This is a genomic window from Tenacibaculum sp. 47A_GOM-205m (genome assembly GCF_000518405.1).
In the GTDB taxonomy this organism is placed as follows: Bacteria; Bacteroidota; Bacteroidia; order Flavobacteriales; family Flavobacteriaceae; genus Polaribacter; species Polaribacter lutimaris.
Genome location: NZ_KI912431.1, coordinates 371,626 through 393,100 on the forward strand (window position 1 = coordinate 371,626; position 21,475 = coordinate 393,100).

The window sequence follows — 21,475 nt, forward strand, 5'->3', positions numbered from 1 at the left end:
AAATTAAAATGAAGTATCTTTAGTGTTTTTGAAATGGTTTTTAGAAATAAAGATAAGTATGTATAAACCAACACTTGATTACGCACAGCAGTTAGATAAAGAAGATAAATTAGCTCATTTAAGAGCGCAATTTCATGTTCCAAAAGACAAAGAAGGAAATGACTGGTTGTATTTTACAGGAAACTCTCTTGGGTTACAACCTAAACAAACGCAGCAATACATTCAACAAGAATTAGACGATTGGGCAAAATATGGAGTAGAAGGGCATTTTGAAGCGCGAAATCCATGGATGCCATATCACGAATTTTTAACGAATTCGATGGCAAAAATAGTGGGAGCAAAGCCATTAGAAGTTGTGGTGATGAATACCTTAACAACCAATTTGCATTTACTAATGGTATCGTTTTATCAACCAACTAAAACAAAATATAAAATTGTTATAGAAAGTGATGCTTTTCCTTCGGATCGATACGCGGTACAATCGCAATTAAAATTTCACGGACTTGATGCTGAAAATGGTTTGATAGAATGGAAACCTCGTGAAGGAGAAGAGTTATTACGTATTGAGGATTTAGAAAAAATAGTTGATGAACAAGGAGATGAAATCGCTTTGTTATTAATTGGTGGTGTAAATTACTACACAGGTCAATATTTAGATATCAAGCGAATTGCTGAAATAGGACATGCAAAAAATTGTATGGTTGGAATCGATTTAGCACATGGAGCAGGAAATATATCTCCAGAATTGCACGATAGCGGGGTAGATTTTGCAGCTTGGTGTACCTATAAATATTTGAATTCAGGACCTGGAAGTTTAGCTGGATTGTTCGTACATGAAAAACATGCACACAACAAAGAGTTACCACGTTTTGCCGGATGGTGGAATCATAACAAGGAAACTCGTTTTAATATGCGTCAGCCATTTGATGTTATGCCAGGAGCAGAAGGGTGGCAGTTATCAAATCCGCCAATTTTATCCATGGCAGCAATTAGAGCTTCGTTAGACATGTTTGAAGAAGTAGGAATGGAAGCTTTGAGAGCTAAATCAGAAAAACTAACGGGATATTTTGAATATTTAATCAATCAAATTGATACGGATAGAATTAAAATAATCACGCCTTCAAATCCAAAAGAAAGAGGCTGTCAATTGTCTATTCAAGTAAAGAATGCCGATAAAAGTTTACACAAAAAACTAACCGAGAATAATATTATTACCGATTGGAGAGAACCAGATGTAATTCGTTGTGCACCGGTGCCTATGTATAACAGTTTTGAGGATGTGTATAGAATGGTTGAGAAATTAAAAGAATTATTGTAATGAGTAAAAAAGACAACATAGTAATTATAGGTGCTGGTTTATGCGGAAGTTTATTGGCACTTCGTTTAGCACAAAGAGGATATAAAGTAGCAATGTATGAAAGTCGTCCAGATTTACGAGTTACTGATATTTCAGCAGGACGTTCCATCAACTTAGCATTATCTGATCGCGGTTTTAAAGCTTTGCGTTTATGTGGTGTGGAAGAAATAGCACGTGAAATTTGTATTCCAATGTATGGGCGCTTAATGCACGATAGAGAAGGAAATACCTTTGCGTCTAATTATTCAGGTAGAGAAGGAGAGTATATCAACTCTATTTCAAGAGGTGATTTAAATGGAATTTTATTGACCGAAGCAGAGAAGCACGAAAATGTAACAATACATTTTAATACGGAATGTACTTCCGTAGATATTGAAAATACAGTTGCACATTTTAAAGATTACAATACTAAAGAAGAGTTTTCGGTGGATGGAGATGTGATTTTTGGAACAGATGGAGCAGGATCTGCATTGAGAAAAAGCTACTATTTAGAAAGAAAATTCTTGTTCAGCTATTCACAAAACTTCCTTAAGCACGGATATAAAGAATTAGAAATTCCTGCCGATAAATTAGGAAACCATCAAATAAGTAAAGATCATTTACATATTTGGCCTCGTGGAGAGTACATGTTAATTGCGTTGCCAAATTTAGATGGGAGTTTTACTGTGACTCTGTTTTTAAGTTATGATGAAGGAGAGTACAATTTCAATAACCTAACAACGGAAGAAAAGATAACCGAGTTCTTTGAAAAAGAATTTTCAGATGCCTTGGATTTGATTCCGAGTATAAAAGATGAGTTTCTTAACAACCCAACAGGAGCTTTAGGAACTGTAAAATGTTCACCATGGCATTATCAAAATAAAACCTTGTTAATGGGAGACGCAGCACATGCAATTGTTCCGTTTTATGGACAAGGAATGAATGCTTCTTTTGAAGATGTAACTGTATTTGATACAATTTTAGATGCTCACGAAGGAGATTGGGAAGCTACTTTTAAAGCATACGAAAAAGCACGTAAAGAAGATACCGATGCTATTGCTGATTTGGCGATTGATAACTTTTACGAAATGCGCGATCATGTAGCGAATCCTTTATTTAAGCAAAAAAGAAAGTTGGAGATGGATTTAGAAAAAACATTCCCAACCGAATATTTTTCAAAATACTCTATGGTAACCTTTAATGAAGAAATACCATATGCAGAAGCGATGAAAAAAGGACGTGCTCAAGATAAAGCCTTATTGAATATGGTAGCACATCATGATTTGGACACAATTACCGATTTAAAAGAGGCATTAAAAAAGGTACAAGAAGAAACCAATGAAATTTTAGAAGAAGATAAAATAGCGGGGTTGTAAGTGAAAAGGTATATCGTCATATTACGCGGAATCAATGTTTCGGGAAAAAATAAACTTCCCATGGCAGAGTTACGAGATATTTTAAATGAATTGGGGTTTCAAAACATACAAACCTATATTCAAAGTGGTAATGTTATCTTAGATTCAGAAGAGGCAAAAGAAACCGTTTGTCAGAAAGTTAAAGAAGCGATTGCTGCAAAGTTTGGATATGATGTGCCTGTGTTAGCTAGAACTCCTGAAGAATGGAAAAAAGCATTAGACAATTATCCGTTTTTACAAGAAAACGAAAAGATAGTAGCTTTTGCTTTCTTAGACGGAATACCTAACGAAACTGTGATTGAAGTTAGTGGAATTAATGATGATGAGTATTTGGTAGCCGATGATGTAGTGTATTTGTATTGTCCGTCTGGTTTTGGAAGAACTAAACTGACAAACAATGTTATTGAGAAGAAATTAAAGGTAACCGCTACCACGCGCAATTTAAAAACAACGATAAAACTATTAGAATTAGCAACGAAATCATAAATCGTCATTACGAGGAGAGAAACGACGAAGTAATCTTATGATAAGGATTGCTTCAACTTTTAAAAGTTTCGCAATGACATTTAAAAACAATATTATGGATAGTAAAGTAATCAAGGGAAAAGCAATACCAAGAGGAAAATTTCCACATGTAAAGCAAGTAGGAGATTTTATTTATGTGTCGGGAACTAGTTCTCGTAGACCTGATAATTCTTTTGAAGGCGTTGAGGTAGATGAATTTGGCACCACTAACTTAGATATAAAAAAACAAACCCGAGCGGTAATTGAAAACATCCGAGATATTTTACAAGAAGTAGGAGCAGACTTATCAGATATCGTAGATGTAACCTCGTTCTTGGTAAATATGAATGATTTTGGAGGTTATAACCAAGTATATGCAGAATACTTTGATTATAACGGACCAACCAGAACAACAGTTGCTGTACATCAATTACCACATCCACACTTATTAATTGAGATTAAAGTGGTGGCGTATAAGCCAAAAGCTAAAAGCTAAAAGCAAAAGCCTTATGCAGAACATTAAAAACTACATAAACGGAGAATTAGTAGCACCCGTAGCAAATAACTATATAGATAATTATAATCCGTCTATTGGAGAAGTGTATGGACAAATTCCAAATTCTACTAAAGAAGATGTAGCATTAGCGTATAAAGCAGCTAAGACAGCATTTCCAGCTTGGTCGAATACTACGTTAAACGAACGTAGAGATATCCTTTCTAGAATAGCACAGTTAATTCAGCAAAGATTACCTGAATTGGCAGAAGCTGAGGCTAAGGATAATGGAAAACCATTGAGTTTGGCTACCACGATTGATATTCCAAGAGCATCATCAAATTTTCAATATTTTGCAGATGCAATTACGCAGTTTTCCTCAGAAGCTCACGAGAGCGTAGGTTTAGGAGCTATGAACTTTACCTTGCGTCAACCTATTGGTGTAGTAGCGTGTATTTCTCCTTGGAATTTACCATTGTATTTGTTTACCTGGAAAATTGCTCCAGCCATAGCTGCTGGAAATTGTGTGGTAGCAAAACCAAGTGAAGTTACACCAATGACAGCATATTTATTAGGAGAAATTTGTAATGAAGCAGGTTTGCCTAAAGGTGTATTGAATATTGTTCACGGATTAGGAACTACTACAGGTCAAGCGATCATTGAGCATCCAGATATCAAAGCAATTTCATTTACAGGAGGTACCGCTACAGGAGCACATATTGCACGTACAGCTGCACCGATGTTTAAGAAATTATCGTTAGAGTTAGGAGGAAAAAATCCGAACATCATTTTCGCTGATTGTGATTATGAAAAAATGCTAGAAACTACGGTGCGTTCATCGTTTGCGAATCAAGGTCAGATTTGTTTGTGTGGAAGTAGAATTCTTGTTGAGGAAAGTATTTATGAACAATTCAAAAAAGACTTTGTTCAAAAAGTATCACAGCTAAAAATAGGAAATCCTTTTGATGCAGATACGAATATAGGAGCTTTAGTATCAAAACCACATTTAGAAAAGGTAAAATCATATATAGATCTCGCAGAGGAAGAAGGAGGTAAAATCCTCTATGGAGGAAATACGGTAACGGTAGAAGGTAGTGAGAATGGATACTATTTAGAGCCTACTGTTATAGAGGTTTCCAGTAACAAATGTAGATTAAATCAAGAAGAGATTTTTGGACCTGTAGTAACCTTGATGTCTTTTACAACAGAAGATGAAGCTTTGCAGTTAGCAAATGATGTGGTGTATGGATTATCATCAACGTTATGGACAAACAATTTAACAAGAACCATGCGAATTTCTAAAGAATTGCATACAGGAATTGTTTGGGTAAATACATGGTTGTTACGTGATTTAAGAACTCCTTTTGGAGGTCAAAAAGCAAGTGGGGTAGGACGTGAAGGAGGTTTTGAAGCCTTACGCTTTTTTACAGAACCAAAGAATGTATGTATAAAATATGAATAAGGAAATAAAGGAAAAAATAATTGCTGTTTGTGAAGAAAAGATTGCTAAGAAAGGAGAAAATGTAGGGCTTTCGTTTTATGCATTTTTCAAAAATAAAAATGACAATCCGAAAGTGCTAATGGAAGTGGCTACTTGGTGGATTCAAACACATCAATTAGATCATTTTGAGAAAGCAATTAAGATTAAACAAATGATTCAGAATAACGAATAAGATGAATTTAGAGATACAACATAAAAATGCCTTGGTATGTGGTAGTACACAAGGAATAGGAAAAGCAGCAGCAATACAATTAGCTCAAGAAGGCGTAAATGTAACTTTAGTAGCTCGTAGCGAAGAAAAGCTAAAAGCTGTGTTGGCGGAATTACCAAACAATAATCAAAATCACGGGTATTTGGTAGCAGATTTTACCAATCCGGCAGGTTTAAAAGAAAAGTTAGAAGCAACGAATTTACAGTTCCATATTTTGGTAAACAATACAGGAGGTCCAGCTGGAGGTCCAGTATTCAATGCGAAATTAGAAGAGTTTGAACGAGCTTTTACGATGCATTTAAAGTGTAACCATGTATTGGTTCAAGCGGTAGTCCCTTTTATGAAGTCAGAAGGTTATGGTAGAGTTATCAATGTAATTTCTACATCGGTAAAACAACCACTAGACGGGTTAGGAGTTTCTAATACTATTCGTGGAGCTGTGGCTAACTGGAGTAAAACTTTAGCGAATGAATTAGGGCAATTCGGAATTACGGTAAATAATGTATTACCAGGGGCGACAGCTACAGAGCGTTTGACAGAAATTATCAATAATAAAGCAGCTAAAACTGGTAAATCGACAGAAGAAGTTGCTGAAATGATGAAAAATGCATCGCCAGCAAAACGTTTTGCAAAACCTGAAGAGGTAGCTAATGCAATTGTATTTCTAGCTAGTGAAAGAGCAAGTTTTATCAACGGAATTAATGTTCCTGTAGATGGAGGTAGAACAAAATCATTATAAAAGAATCAAGAATAAAGACTTTTAGAAACAAGACTATTTAAGTATCTTTAAAACAATCTTAATTTTTGTGTGTAAAAGTCTAAAAATCTAAATAAAATGAGCAAGTTAGTACAACCTTTAAATTTCAAAAAGTGGATAGATGAAAACCGTCATTTACTAAAACCACCAGTAGGAAATAAACAAGTTTGGGATAACGGAGAGTATATCGTAATGGTTGTTGGAGGTCCTAATAATCGTAAAGATTATCACTATAATGAAACACCAGAATTTTTCTATCAACTAGAAGGAGATATGGTGTTGAAAATTATTGATGATAAAGGTGAAATGATTGATGTTGAAATTAATGAAGGAGATATTTATTTGTTACCTGGTAAAGTGCCTCATTCACCACAACGTAAGGCAAATACAGTAGGTTTGGTAATTGAATATCCGCGTGATGAGGGAATGATGGATGCTTTAGAATGGTATTGCGAAAATTGCGGACATCAATTATATCGGGAAGAATTTGCTTTAGATAATATTGAAACGGATATGCCAATAATTTTCGACAAATATTATTCTGATAAAGAAAAATGTACTTGTGATAAATGTGGTACAGTGATGGAAGCTCCTAATAAAGTTAAGTAGAAAATTAGTGAGTATTCTAGAGAATAATAAACATTTTTTACACGAACATATATCTTTTATTGAGTCGACAAGTATTGAAGGTAAGTGTGGTGGATATAATAGATTTTTGACCAATTTGGGCGTCAAATGTAAAGGAAGATATTGGGAGAAAGATCACTCAGTTATTGATTGGAACGAAAAAGAAAATCATTATCAGTTTTTTTTTGATTATGAGAATAATGAAGAAGAAATAAAAGAGTATTTAAGAGGAAGTGATTTATCTAAAAGTGAATTTCTTTATACTTGGCTAGACTATAATGACCCAATTATAAAAATTAAAACTATGGATTTTATAGAAAATTGGGAAGAGTTTTATATTTCGAGTATAGAAGGCTTAATACTAGTGTCGATAGATGGTTCTAAATTTTTAGAATTTACTGATGATTGGAAGTATAATTTGAATAGTAATTTTGAAATTAAACCAAATACAAAAGTTAGCTCATAAAAAAAAATATAGCTTAAGACCAAAATGAAAAAACGCAAATTAAGAATAAACGGACATTCACATTTACTGCCTTATCCAGAACAAATTCCACAGTTTATGAAAGACAAAGGAATTTTTTGGGTAGATAAGGATAGGAAATTCATGCTACAAAAAGATTGGAGTCGACCTGTAACAGATTCTAGTTTCTTTTTAGACGAGAAGTTAGAATGGATGGAGCATTTTAAAATAGACCATGCAGTTGTTTTAAATCTATCTCAATTATATGGAAATGGTTTACGCTTAGAAGAAATGAAACAAGCGTTACGTTTTCAAAACGATTTTAACGCACGTGTGCAGCATGAAAATCCGTCGAAATTTACAACAGGTTTTGTGGTACATCCTGGGTTTGTTCGCGGTGCTTTATGGGAAATAGAGCGTTGTGTTGAGGTATTAGGTATGCGTTTGTTATGTTTACCTACACACTACATGGATACCATTGGTACCTGGCGTTGTATTTTTGATGAGGAAAATGAACCAATTTTTGAATTAGCAAACAAGTATAACCTAGCCGTTGAAATTCACCCGTATGATGGAGAGAAATTTATTAAGTTACAAAATACAAGTTGGCGTTTTCACTTAATTTGGATGTTAGCACAATGTGCCGATGCCTATCATTTTTTAACGTTAAATGGGTATTATGACAAGTATCCAAACATGCGAATCTGCTTTGCTCATGGCGGACAGTTAGCGCAAATGAACTTAGGGCGTCGCATACAAGGTTTTGACGGAAGACCAGATTTATTTGAAGGGAAAACACACCCTAGAAAAGCGGTAGGACACAAAAATATCTTCTTTGATACGCTGGTTCATGATACAGGTTCATTAGATTTATTAATTAAAAACCAAGGTTCTAAACAAGTATTAATAGGGTTAGATGATCCGTATCCATTAGGAGAAATGGAAAGTGAAATTCAATCGTCATATCCAGGGAAAATTTTAGATTTAGCAATTGATAGAAATATTATTACAGAAACAGAACGTGATGAGATGTGGGAGGATAATGTACTACAATGGTTGTTTGGCGATGACGAGAAAGCAAAGAAAGAGTTAGTTTCTAAAATATTACAATAGTATAGAAATGAAAAAATCCGAAGTAAGTTATTTACTCCGGATTTTTTATATTTAGTATAAGTTATTTATTTAAAAACAGAAGTGATATTTAAAGCTACATCATCCCAAGTTTTAGAAACTCCATCAGCACCTTTATGTAAATCTTTACAAGCAGTATTTAAAGAATCTAAAGCGTTTTGAGCTTGCCAATCAGATATATTCATTGTGGCATTTAAGCTAAATTCTTTTCCGTTTAAAGTGTATTTAAAAGGAAGTTTTTTAGTAGTGCTGTTCATAGTTAAATCAGCATAACCAATAGAATCGTTTTCTAAAACTAACTTACCAGAAAGTAGCTCAGTTTTATCCATAATTCCGAAGAAAAACTTTCTAATTTTAAAATCTCTACTACTGTCTTGAGTAAAAATACTACTTACAGGAATTGAAAATTCAGCATTATTAATTGCTTCTTTGGCAGTATCTCCTTCACCTCCAGCAGTTATGTTTACTTTTTGAAATTGACCTTTTACTGGTACTTTGTCAGTAGTTTTATAAGCTACCCAATTGATTGTATTTGTTGCGTCTTGTAAGACAAAAGCTTTTTTAGCAGCTTTAACTTCTTCTTTTGTTGTTTCAGTTTCTTTTTTAGCTTCAGATTTACAAGAAATCATTTGAGCAATTGTAAAACAGATAACTAATGAATAAACGATTTTTTTCATGAGGATTATTTTATGATTGAATTTACTAATTTAATATATTCTTCTTTAGCTTCATCTTCTCCCATACCTCTAAGCTGCATCCATGCATTAAACTTAAAAGCATTTCGTAGATCGCTATTGTCGTTAAATGTAAACCTGTCACCTTTTACGGCTTGTTTATAATAAGCGTATAAGCGTAGCATAACATCAGGAGGAAGCTTTTCCTCTAGTTCAGATGCTATTTTATAGGCTTCTTTAAACCTTAAATCTAAATCATTTTCCATGTGTTTGGATAATTAAATGTGTAGATAGTTTACATTATGTAATGTATATACAAATATACGAAGGGTGCAAGGAAAAACAAACTATCAAGTCTATCTAATAATCCACCATGACCAGGCATAATAGTACCACTGTCTTTTATATTAGCTTGTCTTTTAAACTTAGATTCTACTAAATCACCCAAAGAGCCAAAAACGGAAACGATAACAGCAATAATTATCCAATTTAAGACAGAAAAAACACCCGAATATTGTCCAATGATAAAGCCTGTAATTATAGAAAATATAACACCGCCTATAAAACCTTCAATAGTTTTTTTAGGAGAAACTTTTTCAAATAATTTATGTTTTCCGAAATTTTTTCCCACCAAAAAAGCAAAGCTATCATTTGTCCAAATAAGAAGCATAATGTAAATTATTATGTGTGGTTGATAAGCATTGTTAATGAACGGAAGGTTCATTAAAAAGTAAAAAGGGAAAATTAAATAGATAGTTTGTAAAAATATTTTTCCACTAAAAGCTTCTGTTTTTATTGGCTTAGTACTTATCAATAAATATAATAAGACAGATAAACCGAATAGGGTAATTACTAGTAAAAAATCATTGTAATTAATACTTGCTCTTACAGAGGAAAAAACTACATAAGCTAAAAGTAAATAGGGAATGAAACTTTTTGACTTTAAAATTTTAGAAAATTCCCAAATACAAACAATAGCAAAAATAGCTAGTAAACCTATATATGTTTCTGCAGAATATAAAATAGCAGAAATGAATAGGATAGCGTAAACAAGTGCAGAAAGTGATCTTGTTAAAAGATTAGACATAGGTTAAAGGTCTTCAAAGAGCAGCAAATATAAATCTTTTGTATTATTGTTGCCATAATTTAAGAAATTATCATCTTCAACTTCAAATTTATAATTTCTTATAGAGCTAATGTTGGTAGGGATATTGCCACTAAAGTGTGTTTTAATTCCCATTAAGCCTTCTCCTGTATTTTTTACTAATTGACTAGTTGTAGCATACACAATAAAATGCTTAGAATGGGCTGCTAATTTTTGGCTACCTAACTGATTAGAAGAAAATAAAATTTCTCCTTTGTCAGCAATTAAGTGCTCGCAAGAGGTGAAAAACGGAACTAACTCTGATGAATGTTGTTGAACATTTACATCAATTTTTTCAGTAATTTTTAATAAGTCATAATCTGTACAAGTAACTTTTCGCCAATTATTTTCTTGTAAGATATTTTTTAAATTATTAGTTACTTCGTTTATAGATGTACAGTATAAAAATTTACCTCCTTTATTGATAAAATGATGAACAAAAGAATCATCTAAAGATAAATGAACTACTTGCTCATTGATAATCTTCTCTTTAGATGATTCTTTAAAGGTTTTAAATAATTTATTGAAAAAATTCATTCAAATAAAAAACTATTCTTCAGTTGTTGTTTCAGTTTTTTCTTCTTCCTTTCCAAACGGTCTGTCTCCAAAGATTTTTACTAAATCATCTTTGAAAATAACCTCTTTTTCAAGTAATAACTCAGCTAACTCTGTTAGTTTATCTCTGTTTTCATCTAGTATATCAATAGCTCTTTTGTATTGATTTTCGATAATTTCAGAAATTTCTTCATCAATTTTCTGAGCAGTGGCATCACTATAAGGTTTAACAAAGGCGTCATTACCAGATGAATCGTAATATGTAATGTTACCAACTTTGTCATTTAAACCATAAACAGTAACCATAGCACGAGCTTGTTTCGTAACTTTTTCTAAGTCACTTAATGCTCCTGTAGAGATTTTATTGAATATTAACTTTTCAGCAGCTCTACCACCCATGGTAGCACACATTTCATCAAGCATTTGTTCCGTTTGAACGATCTTTCTTTCTTCAGGAAGATACCATGCAGCTCCTAATGATTGACCACGAGGAACAATAGTAACTTTTACTAAAGGCGCAGCGTGCTCTAACATCCAGCTTACAGTTGCATGACCTGCTTCGTGGAAAGCAATTACTTTCTTTTCTTTTGGAGTAATTACTTTGTTCTTCTTTTCTAAACCACCTACAATTCTATCAACTGCATCTAAGAAATCTTGATGCTCAATTGCATTTTTACCTTTTCTTGCAGCAATTAAAGCAGCTTCGTTACAAAGGTTGGCAATATCAGCTCCAGAAAAACCAGGAGTTTGTTGTGCTAAGAACTCTAAGTTTACATTTTCGGCTAACTTTAAAGGTTTGATATGTACGTTAAAAATTTCTCTACGTTCGTGTAAGTCTGGTAAATCAACATAAATTTGGCGATCGAAACGACCTGCACGCATTAAAGCTTTATCTAATACATCAGCGCGGTTCGTAGCAGCTAATACAATTACGTTTGTATCGGTACCAAAACCATCCATTTCTGTTAGTAATTGGTTTAAGGTGTTTTCACGTTCGTCATTTCCACCTGTCATGCTATTTTTACCTCTAGCACGTCCAATAGCATCAATCTCATCAATAAAAATAATTGAAGGTGATTTTTGTTGCGCTTGCTTAAATAAGTCACGTACACGAGATGCTCCAACTCCTACAAACATTTCAACAAAATCAGAACCAGATAAAGAGAAGAAAGGCACGCCAGCTTCACCAGCAACAGCTTTAGCTAATAAAGTCTTACCAGTACCAGGAGGTCCTACCAATAAAGCTCCTTTAGGAATTTTACCTCCTAATTTAGTATACTTTTCAGGACTTTTTAAGAAATCAACAATTTCTTGAACTTCTTCTTTAGCTCCTTCTAAACCAGCTACATTTTTAAAGGTAGTTTTAACCTTAGTATTTTCATCAAAAAGTTTAGCTTTTGATTTTCCGATGTTGAAAATTTGACCTCCAGCACCGCCACCACCAGCAGCTCCTGACATTCTTCTCATAAAGAAAAGCCAAATAGCGATTAATAAAATAAAAGGAAGGAAGCTGATGAGGGTATCCATCATACTAGTTCTTTCGATATTTACTTTATCAAAATCAAGATTGTTTTCTTTCTTTTCTTTTTCGATCTCGTTTTCAAAATTTTGCAAATCACCAAAATTGTAACTATACAACGGAGAACCTTTTCTAAAGAAAGGAGATTCAGCTAATTTTTTATGCTCTTCTTTTTTTTCAGCTTCAGGCTTTAAATAAATTTGAGCAACATTGTTGTTTTCAACAACTATTTTCTGAATATCGTTGGCTTCTAAGATTTTGGTGAACTCGTTTTTAGAAATATTACGAGATCCTAAATTACCAGAGTTAAAAAAACTTAACCCTAATAATATAATTAGTATTGGTATGTATAGCCAAAATGAGCTAAACGTAAATTTTGGCGTGTTTTTTTTATTATCACTCATAAATAGGTGTATAAAATGTTAGCAATTAAGCAGGGTTGATTTCGGTAATTTTTGCGTCACCCCAAAGACTTTCAATATCGTAAAACTCACGAACTTGTTTTTGAAAGATATGTACAACAACATTAACGTAATCCATAAGAACCCATTCGGCGTTTCCAAGACCCTCAACGTGCCAAGGTTTGTCTTTAAGTTCTTTGCTGACTACTTTTTGTACAGAGCCCGAAATGGCATTAACTTGTGTGTTCGAGTTAGCAGAACAAACTACAAAATAATCACAAACAGTGTTTTCTATCTCCCTTAAATCTAGTAATTGGATGTCTTCTCCCTTTACATCATCTATCCCTTTAATAATCACAGCTAAAAGATCGTCTGTGTTTGTTTGTTTTATTGTCATTAAATAAAATTAAGTTTTAGCAAAGTTATTGTTTTTTTGTGAGTAATTTATGTAATATTGATACTTGTTTCACTCACTAAATTTACATGAAAATAATCAAACTTAATGCCATCGATTCAACCAACACTTTTTTGAAAGATATGGTGTCAAAAATGTCAATTGATGACTTTACAGTGGTGGTAGCAAAAACTCAAACAAAGGGTAGGGGACAAATGAATTCAGAATGGGTGGTTGATGAGGGTAAAAACCTTACTTTTAGTGTGTTTTGTAGGTTTGAAGCTTTATGTGTTGAAGATCATAAGTATTTGAATTTTTGTGTTTCGTTAAGCGTTTTAGAAGCGTTAAATGAGATAGAAGTGCCAAATTTAGCTGTGAAATGGCCTAACGACATTCTGTCAGGAAATAAAAAAATAGTCGGAATTTTAATAGAAAACTCTTTAAAAGGTAGCAATATTAGTTCATCGGTTATAGGAATAGGGATAAATGTAAATCAAGATGTTTTTTCTGATAAATTACCTAACGCTTCTTCAATAAAAATGATTTTAAAGAAAGAAACAGATTTAGAAACTTTATTAGAAGCTGTTCTTTTTAAATTGAAAAAAAATATAGGGCTCTTAGAAGAAAAAGAATATCAATTGTTAGAAGAGAATTATTTAAAGGTGTTGTATAAAAAAAATGTTCCGACAATGTTTAAAAACAATCAGAACATTTTGTTTATGGGTAAAATTATTGGAGTTTCAGAAAATGGAAATCTCCAAATAGAATTAGAAGACGAAACGGTTCAAGAATTTGGTTTGAAAGAAGTTTCGTTTGCTAATTTATAATTTTGCTAAGTTTTCAGTTAAAGTACCAATAAACTTTGTTAACGGAGCTTTTACCATCATTGCCATCATAGCATTGAACTCACCGTCAAACTTTAAAGTTACATTACTTTCGTTTTCAGAAACCTCATTAATATCAGCAGCTAATGTAAAAGGCAACTTACTGCTTGCAGCACCTAAAGTAACATTAGAATATTCGGTTTTATCTTTCATAACCAATCTAATTTCAGGCATTCCTTTTAAACCAAAAATAAAGCTATCGCCATCTACTTCAAATTTTTGAGTATTCTCAGGCATCAATTGCTCAAAGTTTTCAAGTTTGGTTAAAAAATTGAATAAGTCTTTAGATGACTTTTTTACAGTTACTGTATTTCCTTCTATATTCATTGTGCTGTTAGTTTTCGTTTTGTTTCCATTTACTAGGTTCAATTCTCCAGTCCTCTAAAGTACGAAGTTCTTCGCTAGTTATATATTTACTGTCTAAAGCTTGCTCTAATAAGTATTCATAGTTACTTAATGTAGTTAACTCTACACCGTCTGCTTTAAAATTTTCTGAAGCAATACTAAATCCGTAAGAAAAAATAGCTACCATACCTTTTACATTGGCATGTGCTTCTTTCAAAGCTTTAACAGCATTTAAACTACTTTTACCAGTACTTATTAAATCTTCAATAACTACTACATTCTGACCACTTTCTATATGCCCCTCAATTTGGTTTTGTCTACCATGTTTTTTAGGCTCTGGTCTTACATATACAAAAGGTACTCCTAATTCTTGAGCAACTAATATACCAATTGCAATAGCTCCGGTTGCTACTCCTGCAATTACATCAGGTTTACCATGTTTTTCTTCAACTAGTTTGGCAATTTCTTGTTTAAGAAAATTCCTAACTGGCGGGTATGATAATGTAATTCGGTTATCGCAATAAATTGGAGATTTCCATCCAGAAGCCCATGTAAAAGGTTCTTTTGGACTCAATTTTATAGCTTTAATTTGCAAAAGAAGCTCGGCAGTTTTTTTTGCTGTATCTTTGTTAAAATCCATGTCGCAAATGTATAAAGTTTTTGTTAATGATAAACCAATAATCTTTACAACTTCAATTAAAAATGAAGCGGATTTTCCTGTTTATATTTACAAAAATACAATTATTGAAGAACTTATTTACAAGTTAAAAGTAGGTAAATTTGAAGGTGTTTACTTGTATTCGAATAACTTAGCTGAAGTTTGGTTAGAGTTTAAAGAAAAATTTAAGGTAATTGTTGCTGGCGGCGGATTGGTTTTAAATGAAAGCAACGAAGTGCTATTTATATACAGAGGTAGTAAATGGGATTTGCCCAAAGGAAGAATTGAAGAAGGAGAAGGAATAGAAGAAACAGCTATTAGAGAGGTAGAGGAAGAATGTGGTATTGAAAACCTAACAATACAAAGAAAGCTTATTGATACATACCATTTATTTATGATGGATAATGAATACCGTTTAAAAGAAACCCATTGGTATTTAATGCACTCAGATTATAAAGGAGAATTAATACCACAGTTAGAAGAAGGAATCACAGAAGTGACTTTTAAAAATGAGAAAGAAACTGAAGAAGCCTTAACAAATAGCTATGCGAACATACAACTTGTCTATAATTCCTACTTAAACGGATAGGTTTGTGACACTCTGTCATAAAAAATAATCACTTTTTATTCTTTTTCTGCCAAAATAATAGACGAACTCTGTTGGCACACACTTTGACTAATACTACTCGTAAATTTGAATTAAAAACTTTAAAAAGATAAATAAAGATTATGAGTAAAATTATAGGTATAGATTTAGGTACTACGAACTCATGTGTGTCTGTAATGGAAGGAAATGAGCCAGTAGTAATTCCAAATGCTGAAGGAAAAAGAACTACACCATCTATTGTAGCATTCGTAGAAGGTGGTGAGCGTAAAGTAGGTGATCCTGCAAAGCGTCAAGCAGTAACAAACCCAACAAAAACAGTTTATTCTATTAAACGTTTTATGGGGAACAAGTATTCTGAGTCTGAAAAAGAGGCAGGTAGAGTACCTTATGAAGTAGTAAAAGGAGATAACGATACACCAAGAGTAAAAATTGATGATCGTTTATATACACCGCAAGAAATTTCTGCAATGATTTTACAGAAAATGAAGAAAACTGCTGAAGACTATTTAGGTCAAGGTGTTTCTGAAGCGGTAATTACAGTACCAGCATACTTTAACGATGCACAACGTCAGGCTACTAAAGAAGCAGGTGAAATTGCAGGATTAACAGTTCGTCGTATTATCAACGAGCCAACTGCAGCTGCATTAGCTTACGGATTAGATAAAGCAAATGATGATAAGAAAATTGTAGTATTCGACTTTGGTGGTGGTACGCATGATGTTTCTATCCTAGAATTAGGAGACGGAGTATTTGAAGTATTAGCTACTGATGGAGATACACACTTAGGAGGTGATGATGTAGATGAAAAAATCATTAACTGGTTAGCAGAAGAGTTTAATGCTGAAGAAAGTATGGATTTACGTAAAGATCCTATGGCATTACAACGTTTAAAAGAAGCTGCTGAAAAAGCGAAGATTGAATTATCAAGCACAACTTCAACAGAAATTAATTTACCATATATCACTGCTACAGCTAGTGGACCAAAACACTTGGTAAGAACATTAACAAGAGCGAAGTTTGAACAATTAATTCACGATTTAATTGACAGAACAATTGAACCATGTAGAACGGCTTTAAAAAATGCAGATTTATCTACATCTGATATTGATGAAGTAATTTTAGTAGGAGGTTCAACTCGTATTCCAGCAATTCAAGAAGCTGTTGAGAAATTCTTCGGAAAAGCACCAAGTAAAGGGGTAAATCCAGATGAAGTAGTATCATTAGGAGCTGCAATTCAAGGAGGAGTGTTAACAGGTGATGTAAAAGACGTATTATTATTAGACGTTACACCATTATCATTAGGAATTGAAACAATGGGTAATGTATTTACAAAGTTAATCGATGCAAATACAACCATTCCAACTAAAAAATCGCAAGTGTTCTCTACAGCAGTAGATAACCAACCATCGGTAGATATTCACGTATTACAAGGTGAAAGAGCGATGGCAGCAGATAACAAAACAATTGGTCGTTTCCAATTAACAGATATTCCACCAGCACAAAGAGGAGTGCCTCAAATTGAAGTAACTTTTGATATCGATGCAAACGGAATTATTAAAGTATCTGCAGTAGATAAAGCAACTGGTAAGTCGCAAGATATTCGTATTGAGGCTTCTTCAGGATTATCTGATGAAGAAATTCAAAAGATGAAGCAAGAAGCAGAGGCAAATGCAGATGCCGATAAGAAAGCGAAAGAAACTGCTGAGAAAATTAACGGAGCAGATTCTATGATTTTCCAAACAGAAAAGCAATTAAAAGAGTTTGGTGATAAATTATCAGCTGATAAAAAAGAGCCAATCGAAGCTGCTTTAGAAGAGTTAAAGAAAGCTCACGAATCTAAAGACCTTGCTGCTATCGATGCTGCAATGGAAAAAATTAATGAAGCTTGGAAAGTTGCTTCAGAAGAAATGTATAAAGCAGAACAAGATGCACAAGCTAACGGAGCTGGTACACAAGGAAATGCAAATGCAGGTTCTTCATCAGAAGGAGATAATGTAGAAGATGTAGACTTCGAAGAAGTTAAATAATTTTTACATACATAAGTTTTTAAAAGCTCGCCTATTGGTGAGCTTTTTTGTTTTTAATAAAATTTCAGGATTTCTTTTAGAAAGAAAACAAAACGTTTTAGAAATGAATAGGGTTCTTTCAGCAAGTTTTTCAGTGTGTTAGTTATTGCACTTATACTTTTATGCCCGAATAAGGGAAAAGCACTTTTATAAGAGTGCAAAAAATAAAAATTAGAAAAAAGACACACATGAGAAAAAAAATTACCATGTATGCAGGTGCTATTCTTTTTGTACTTGCAAGTATCACAAGTTGTGATAAAGATGAAGAAATTATCCCAGCAGTATTTTCTATTGATCAAATAGAAAAAGACTTCGGAACAGTAGAAGTAGAACAGTCTGCTAGTTATTCATTTGAAGTAACAAATAAAGGAGAAGCAGATTTAGAAATTGATGAGTTTGTAATAAAAGGAGCAGATGCAGCAGATTTTTCTACAAGTGCAGTGCCTAAAGTAATTAGAAAAGGAGAGGCTTATAACTTTGAAATTACTTTTGCTCCTTTAACAGAAGGGAACAAGGAAGCTATTTTAGAAATTACTACTAACATTGGTAAAAAAGAAGTAACAGTAACAGGTGTAGCAGCTCCAAAACCATTACCAACTGTTGATTTGAGTGTAACAACTTTATCTTTTGGAGATGTAGAAATTAATCAAACTGATGATGCTACATTTACCATAACAAATAGTGGAGATGCCGATTTAGAAATTACTTCTTTTGAGGTAAAAGGAACAAATGCTTCTGAATTTTCAACGGCTACAACAGTAGAAACTTTGGCAGTAGGAGGAACAAAAACGGTTTCGGTAACCTTTGCTCCAACAACAGAAGGGAATAAAACAGCTAGTTTAGAGATAACAACAAACGTTGGTGTAAAAGTTATAGCGTTAGAAGGTAAAGGTACTGCAGTAGCAGAACCAATAATGACATTTAGTGAGTCGCCAATTGCTTTTGGTAATGTAGAAGTGGGTCAAGAATTATCTAAAAATATAACTATTAGTAACACAGGAACTGCTGACTTAGATATTACTAATGTAAACATAGTAGGAGGTAGTACATCATCATATTTTTCTGTGGTAGGAGGAACAAGTTCGTTGATAAGAACTATTGTCCCAGGCGATACATATACTTTTGAAGTTAAATTTACTCCAAGCTCAGAAGGGTTTGCTTCAGGGTCTATTAGGCTTATTAATAATTCTAATGATAGTGATGTGTTTTTAGGAATGAATGGAACAGGAACAGCGCCAGCGCAACCTGCAATTGCTTTTAGCGAAATAGTATTAAATTTTGGTGATGTAACGGTAGGAAACTCTGGAAATGATTTAACTTTTGAAGTTCAAAATAATGGTCAAGGAAACTTAGAGGTAAGTAATATTCGAATAAGTGGAGGAGCTAATGGCAATAATAATTTTACTTTAGTAAATGTATCATCACCTCAAACAATTGCACCTAATAGCTCTTATGTGGTAACAGCACGTTTTACACCTCAATCTGAAGGACAAAAAAATGCAACGATAGTTGTTGAAAGTAATGATCCTACAAAACCTAATTACGGACTTATTATGCAAGGAAATGGATTACAAGCCGCAACAGGTAATGTGGTTAATATACCAGATACTAATTTTAAGGCTGCATTGATAGTGAATTCATCGATAAATACAAATGGAGATGGAGAAATTCAGGTTTCAGAAGCACAAGCTTACACAGGTGTTATTCGTGTTGATGGGCTTAATATAGCTGATGTAACAGGTTTAGAGGCTTTTGTAAATATTTCAGAATTTCATGCAATGAACAATGCTTTAACTAGTATAAATTTAAGCCAGAATACAACTATTATAAGATTATCATTAAAAAATAATAATTTAACTTCATTAGATCTTTCAGCTAATACTGCTTTACAAACAATACTAATTCAGCAGAATAGTATAAGTTCAATCGATTTAACAAACCACTCAAGTTTAGGGAACTTTCAGTGTGGAGATAATAATATCTCAACACTAGTATTACCAACAACTGCAAATAGTTTAAAAACTTTATACTTAGAGCATAATCAAATTAGTTCGTTAGATGTATCTATGTATCCAGATTTAAGAACTTTGGTTGTTTACAACAACAATTTAACAAGTATAGATATTTCTAGCAATCCAAAAGTTAATAGTTTACATGCTAGATATAACAACTTATCAAGCTTAAATGTTGCAAATGGTAATAATGTAAATTTTCTTTACATGGTTGCAGATTGGAACTCTAACTTAACTTGTATTCAACATGATGCTGGGTTTGACCCTTTAAACCCACCGAATACCACATCAAACCAATGGGCTAAACCTGCTGGTGCTAGTTGGAGTACAACCGCATGTCAATAAAAAAAACATTCCCTTATAAATAGTAATTCAAGAAAGTTGCCTGTGTAAAAAGCAGGTGACTTTTCACAGTAAAAACAATAATAGAGATGAAAAAATACACAACATTATTTTGTTTATTCTTTGCTAGTTTTTTGTTTCATCAAACGGCAAACGCTCAGTTTGGTAACATGTTAAAGAAAGCGAAGCAAAAAGTAACTGAAAAAATTGAAGAGAAAGCTTCTTCAACAATAGAAAAACCAACTACAAGCTCAAATAGTAACTCCACGTCTAATACTAACGAGTATTCTGATGAAGAGTTTAAGAAAGAGTTAGCTAAAAAGTATCCCAACGATAAAGAAAAGCAAGATTTTTATTTTAAAAAATACAAAGAGTATCAAAAAAAGCAAGCAGCAGAAAAAGAGGCTTTGTTAGCTAGAGAAAATAGTAAAGGGAAAGTTGTAAATGAAATTCCTTCACCAATAGAAAGTAGTGAAGAAAATAAGTTTAAAGACAATCAAATTTATCTATTAAACAGAACAAAGTTTAAAAAATTACCTGCTTATGATGGTGGTTTCTCTGATAAAATGGAATTATCTGGTTATTATCATTTATCACAATACTTTGTTAGAAATCCATCAAGTCATTTTGATAGTAATCCGGGAGATATTTATGAAGGTTTTTCTATAGAATATGATCCAACAACATATCAGTTAAACGCGTTTTTTACTCCAGATCAAAAAAGATATGGAGTAGTACCAGAGCATTATAGAAAGTCTGCAGATAAAGGGAATATTCAGTTTCAATTTGGAATGGGAGGCGGACCTGAATGGACCAATGCAAATGTACTTTTATTAGAACCAGGTGTATTGTTAATTGGAGCTGAAGTATATCATAAAAACGACAATGAAGGTCATAAGTGGATGAATAACGCACAACCAAAACAGTTTGTAATTGCTGCTAAAGACCCAGAAAAAATTAAGAAATATTATAAAAACCCTGAGTTAACTTCACAAGTAACCTTTGCAAAGTTTGATGAATTACTAAAAGACTGGAAAGGTGCGCAGTTAAATAGTGTTGTAATGCCTTCAAAAGGAAGTTTCGATAAAAATTCTGCAATTAAAAGTGCAGCAGTAAACGGTTTGAATAAGTACTACGGTAAAATGAGTATGAGCAATGTTTACCAATACATGACTTCTGATAGATGGTCTACAGTAAAACATAAAGTAACAGGAGTTCCATTGTATCAGTGGGCAGTAGGGGCAGTAGTTCAGAAAAATTCAGATGGACAATGTATGTTGCAACAATTTATAGTAAGAAGAGATTATACTGGTGGAGGTAAATATGGTAGTCCTTTCTTTAATGGAATAAATAGAGGGAGTATAAGGGCTCCTTACGGTACCTATGTTAAATGCGATGCAAGACCTCAAAAATAACAATGAAACTTCATGTTAAAA

At 33.1% G+C, this 21,475-nt stretch carries 23 protein-coding genes; 15 read left to right on the plus strand and 8 right to left on the minus strand.

Annotation, left to right across the window (positions count from 1 at the left end):
• Positions 1 to 58: 58 nt before the first annotated feature.
• The 10 genes from kynU (at position 59) to N534_RS0113985 (ending at position 8,420) form a co-directional block, all read left to right on the plus strand.
• Complete coding sequence (gene kynU / locus N534_RS0113940; protein WP_038006144.1) at positions 59 to 1,318, plus strand: kynureninase; 1,260 nt, start codon at positions 59 to 61, stop codon at positions 1,316 to 1,318.
• Positions 1,318 to 2,712 carry an NAD(P)/FAD-dependent oxidoreductase gene (locus N534_RS0113945; protein ID WP_028893061.1) on the plus strand — a complete coding sequence of 465 codons (1,395 nt, stop codon included), beginning with the start codon at positions 1,318 to 1,320 and terminating at the stop codon, positions 2,710 to 2,712. The genes kynU and N534_RS0113945 overlap by 1 nt, the downstream gene beginning before the upstream one ends.
• Positions 2,713 to 3,237, plus strand: a complete 525-nt coding sequence (locus tag N534_RS0113950; RefSeq protein WP_028893062.1) for a DUF1697 domain-containing protein — start codon at positions 2,713 to 2,715, stop codon at positions 3,235 to 3,237.
• Between the two features lie 94 nt (positions 3,238 to 3,331).
• Positions 3,332 to 3,751, plus strand: a complete 420-nt coding sequence (locus N534_RS0113955) for a RidA family protein (RefSeq protein WP_156025637.1) — start codon at positions 3,332 to 3,334, stop codon at positions 3,749 to 3,751.
• 13 nt (positions 3,752 to 3,764) lie between these two features.
• Complete coding sequence (locus N534_RS0113960) at positions 3,765 to 5,210, plus strand: aldehyde dehydrogenase (RefSeq protein WP_028893064.1); 1,446 nt, start codon at positions 3,765 to 3,767, stop codon at positions 5,208 to 5,210.
• Positions 5,203 to 5,421 (plus strand): DUF6500 family protein, encoded by a 219-nt coding sequence (locus N534_RS0113965; RefSeq protein ID WP_028893065.1) that lies wholly within the window; start codon positions 5,203 to 5,205, stop codon positions 5,419 to 5,421. Before N534_RS0113960 ends, N534_RS0113965 begins: the two co-directional genes overlap by 8 nt.
• Position 5,422: 1 nt before the next feature.
• Positions 5,423 to 6,199, plus strand: coding sequence for an SDR family oxidoreductase (locus N534_RS0113970; RefSeq protein WP_028893066.1), 777 nt, complete (start codon positions 5,423 to 5,425; stop codon positions 6,197 to 6,199).
• A gap of 96 nt (positions 6,200 to 6,295) precedes the next feature.
• Entirely contained in the window at positions 6,296 to 6,826 is a 531-nt protein-coding gene (locus N534_RS0113975) for a 3-hydroxyanthranilate 3,4-dioxygenase (protein WP_028893067.1), read from the plus strand.
• 7 nt (positions 6,827 to 6,833) lie between these two features.
• A complete protein-coding gene (locus tag N534_RS0113980; protein WP_156025638.1) occupies positions 6,834 to 7,310 on the plus strand; it encodes a hypothetical protein in 477 nt (158 codons plus the stop codon).
• Positions 7,311 to 7,334: 24 nt separating this feature from the next.
• Complete coding sequence (locus N534_RS0113985; RefSeq protein ID WP_028893069.1) at positions 7,335 to 8,420, plus strand: amidohydrolase family protein; 1,086 nt, start codon at positions 7,335 to 7,337, stop codon at positions 8,418 to 8,420.
• Positions 8,421 to 8,485: 65 nt separating this feature from the next.
• Here the strand turns inward: N534_RS0113985 and N534_RS0113990 are convergent, their stop codons facing one another.
• Genes N534_RS0113990 through rsfS form a run of 6 tightly spaced genes read right to left on the minus strand, consistent with a single transcriptional unit; the run spans position 8,486 to position 13,128 of the window.
• Entirely contained in the window at positions 8,486 to 9,115 is a 630-nt protein-coding gene (locus tag N534_RS0113990) for a YceI family protein (protein WP_028893070.1), read from the minus strand.
• Positions 9,116 to 9,120: 5 nt separating this feature from the next.
• Positions 9,121 to 9,378, minus strand: coding sequence for an acyl-CoA-binding protein (locus N534_RS0113995; protein ID WP_028893071.1), 258 nt, complete (start codon positions 9,376 to 9,378; stop codon positions 9,121 to 9,123).
• 29 nt (positions 9,379 to 9,407) lie between these two features.
• Positions 9,408 to 10,199, minus strand: a complete 792-nt coding sequence (locus tag N534_RS0114000) for a phosphatidate cytidylyltransferase (protein WP_028893072.1) — start codon at positions 10,197 to 10,199, stop codon at positions 9,408 to 9,410.
• 3 nt (positions 10,200 to 10,202) lie between these two features.
• Positions 10,203 to 10,793 (minus strand): hypothetical protein, encoded by a 591-nt coding sequence (locus tag N534_RS0114005; RefSeq protein WP_028893073.1) that lies wholly within the window; start codon positions 10,791 to 10,793, stop codon positions 10,203 to 10,205.
• A gap of 12 nt (positions 10,794 to 10,805) precedes the next feature.
• Positions 10,806 to 12,734: an ATP-dependent zinc metalloprotease FtsH gene (gene ftsH, locus N534_RS0114010; protein WP_028893074.1), complete on the minus strand. Its 1,929-nt coding sequence runs from the start codon at positions 12,732 to 12,734 to the stop codon at positions 10,806 to 10,808.
• Positions 12,735 to 12,759: 25 nt separating this feature from the next.
• Positions 12,760 to 13,128 (minus strand): ribosome silencing factor, encoded by a 369-nt coding sequence (rsfS, locus tag N534_RS0114015; RefSeq protein ID WP_028893075.1) that lies wholly within the window; start codon positions 13,126 to 13,128, stop codon positions 12,760 to 12,762.
• Between the two features lie 86 nt (positions 13,129 to 13,214).
• On the opposite strand from rsfS, the gene N534_RS0114020 reads away from it, so the two are divergent.
• The gene (locus N534_RS0114020) at positions 13,215 to 13,952 is read left to right on the plus strand and encodes a biotin--[acetyl-CoA-carboxylase] ligase (protein ID WP_028893076.1); all 738 of its coding nucleotides are present in this window, start codon (positions 13,215 to 13,217) and stop codon (positions 13,950 to 13,952) included.
• On the opposite strand, the gene N534_RS0114025 is transcribed toward N534_RS0114020, so the two are convergent.
• Both N534_RS0114025 and pyrE read right to left on the minus strand, forming a co-directional pair.
• Positions 13,947 to 14,336: an orotate phosphoribosyltransferase gene (locus N534_RS0114025; protein ID WP_028893077.1), complete on the minus strand. Its 390-nt coding sequence runs from the start codon at positions 14,334 to 14,336 to the stop codon at positions 13,947 to 13,949. The genes N534_RS0114020 and N534_RS0114025 overlap by 6 nt on opposite strands.
• A 7-nt stretch (positions 14,337 to 14,343) precedes the next feature.
• A complete protein-coding gene (pyrE, locus tag N534_RS0114030) occupies positions 14,344 to 14,994 on the minus strand; it encodes an orotate phosphoribosyltransferase (RefSeq protein ID WP_028893078.1) in 651 nt (216 codons plus the stop codon).
• 7 nt (positions 14,995 to 15,001) lie between these two features.
• Here pyrE and N534_RS0114035 point away from each other — a divergent pair, with 7 nt between their 5' ends.
• The 4 genes from N534_RS0114035 (at position 15,002) to N534_RS0114050 (ending at position 21,454) form a co-directional block, all read left to right on the plus strand.
• Positions 15,002 to 15,601 (plus strand): NUDIX hydrolase, encoded by a 600-nt coding sequence (locus N534_RS0114035; RefSeq protein WP_028893079.1) that lies wholly within the window; start codon positions 15,002 to 15,004, stop codon positions 15,599 to 15,601.
• Between the two features lie 140 nt (positions 15,602 to 15,741).
• On the plus strand, positions 15,742 to 17,646 hold the full coding sequence (gene dnaK, locus N534_RS0114040; protein WP_028893080.1) for a molecular chaperone DnaK: 1,905 nt from the start codon (positions 15,742 to 15,744) through the stop codon (positions 17,644 to 17,646).
• 227 nt (positions 17,647 to 17,873) lie between these two features.
• Positions 17,874 to 20,042 (plus strand): choice-of-anchor D domain-containing protein, encoded by a 2,169-nt coding sequence (locus N534_RS0114045; RefSeq protein WP_156025640.1) that lies wholly within the window; start codon positions 17,874 to 17,876, stop codon positions 20,040 to 20,042.
• A gap of 86 nt (positions 20,043 to 20,128) precedes the next feature.
• Positions 20,129 to 21,454, plus strand: a complete 1,326-nt coding sequence (locus N534_RS0114050; protein WP_028893082.1) for a hypothetical protein — start codon at positions 20,129 to 20,131, stop codon at positions 21,452 to 21,454.
• Positions 21,455 to 21,475: the final 21 nt, after the last annotated feature.

What these genes read in the sequence shown, in the direction of transcription:
- dnaK (WP_028893080.1), top strand. Translation starts at nt 15,742, where the DNA reads ATGAGTAAAATTATAGGTATAGATTTAGGTACTACGAACTCATGTGTG.
- N534_RS0113995 (WP_028893071.1), bottom strand. Translation starts at nt 9,378, where the DNA reads ATGGAAAATGATTTAGATTTAAGGTTTAAAGAAGCCTATAAAATAGCA.
- N534_RS0113965 (WP_028893065.1), top strand. Translation starts at nt 5,203, where the DNA reads ATGAATAAGGAAATAAAGGAAAAAATAATTGCTGTTTGTGAAGAAAAG.
- kynU (WP_038006144.1), top strand. Translation starts at nt 59, where the DNA reads ATGTATAAACCAACACTTGATTACGCACAGCAGTTAGATAAAGAAGAT.
- N534_RS0114005 (WP_028893073.1), bottom strand. Translation starts at nt 10,793, where the DNA reads ATGAATTTTTTCAATAAATTATTTAAAACCTTTAAAGAATCATCTAAA.
- N534_RS0114025 (WP_028893077.1), bottom strand. Translation starts at nt 14,336, where the DNA reads ATGAATATAGAAGGAAATACAGTAACTGTAAAAAAGTCATCTAAAGAC.
- N534_RS0114050 (WP_028893082.1), top strand. Translation starts at nt 20,129, where the DNA reads ATGAAAAAATACACAACATTATTTTGTTTATTCTTTGCTAGTTTTTTG.
- ftsH (WP_028893074.1), bottom strand. Translation starts at nt 12,734, where the DNA reads ATGAGTGATAATAAAAAAAACACGCCAAAATTTACGTTTAGCTCATTT.
- N534_RS0113990 (WP_028893070.1), bottom strand. Translation starts at nt 9,115, where the DNA reads ATGAAAAAAATCGTTTATTCATTAGTTATCTGTTTTACAATTGCTCAA.
- N534_RS0113960 (WP_028893064.1), top strand. Translation starts at nt 3,765, where the DNA reads ATGCAGAACATTAAAAACTACATAAACGGAGAATTAGTAGCACCCGTA.
- N534_RS0113955 (WP_156025637.1), top strand. Translation starts at nt 3,332, where the DNA reads ATGGATAGTAAAGTAATCAAGGGAAAAGCAATACCAAGAGGAAAATTT.
- N534_RS0113985 (WP_028893069.1), top strand. Translation starts at nt 7,335, where the DNA reads ATGAAAAAACGCAAATTAAGAATAAACGGACATTCACATTTACTGCCT.
- N534_RS0114000 (WP_028893072.1), bottom strand. Translation starts at nt 10,199, where the DNA reads ATGTCTAATCTTTTAACAAGATCACTTTCTGCACTTGTTTACGCTATC.
- N534_RS0113970 (WP_028893066.1), top strand. Translation starts at nt 5,423, where the DNA reads ATGAATTTAGAGATACAACATAAAAATGCCTTGGTATGTGGTAGTACA.
- N534_RS0114045 (WP_156025640.1), top strand. Translation starts at nt 17,874, where the DNA reads ATGAGAAAAAAAATTACCATGTATGCAGGTGCTATTCTTTTTGTACTT.
- N534_RS0114035 (WP_028893079.1), top strand. Translation starts at nt 15,002, where the DNA reads ATGTATAAAGTTTTTGTTAATGATAAACCAATAATCTTTACAACTTCA.
- N534_RS0114020 (WP_028893076.1), top strand. Translation starts at nt 13,215, where the DNA reads ATGAAAATAATCAAACTTAATGCCATCGATTCAACCAACACTTTTTTG.
- rsfS (WP_028893075.1), bottom strand. Translation starts at nt 13,128, where the DNA reads ATGACAATAAAACAAACAAACACAGACGATCTTTTAGCTGTGATTATT.
- N534_RS0113945 (WP_028893061.1), top strand. Translation starts at nt 1,318, where the DNA reads ATGAGTAAAAAAGACAACATAGTAATTATAGGTGCTGGTTTATGCGGA.
- N534_RS0113975 (WP_028893067.1), top strand. Translation starts at nt 6,296, where the DNA reads ATGAGCAAGTTAGTACAACCTTTAAATTTCAAAAAGTGGATAGATGAA.
- pyrE (WP_028893078.1), bottom strand. Translation starts at nt 14,994, where the DNA reads ATGGATTTTAACAAAGATACAGCAAAAAAAACTGCCGAGCTTCTTTTG.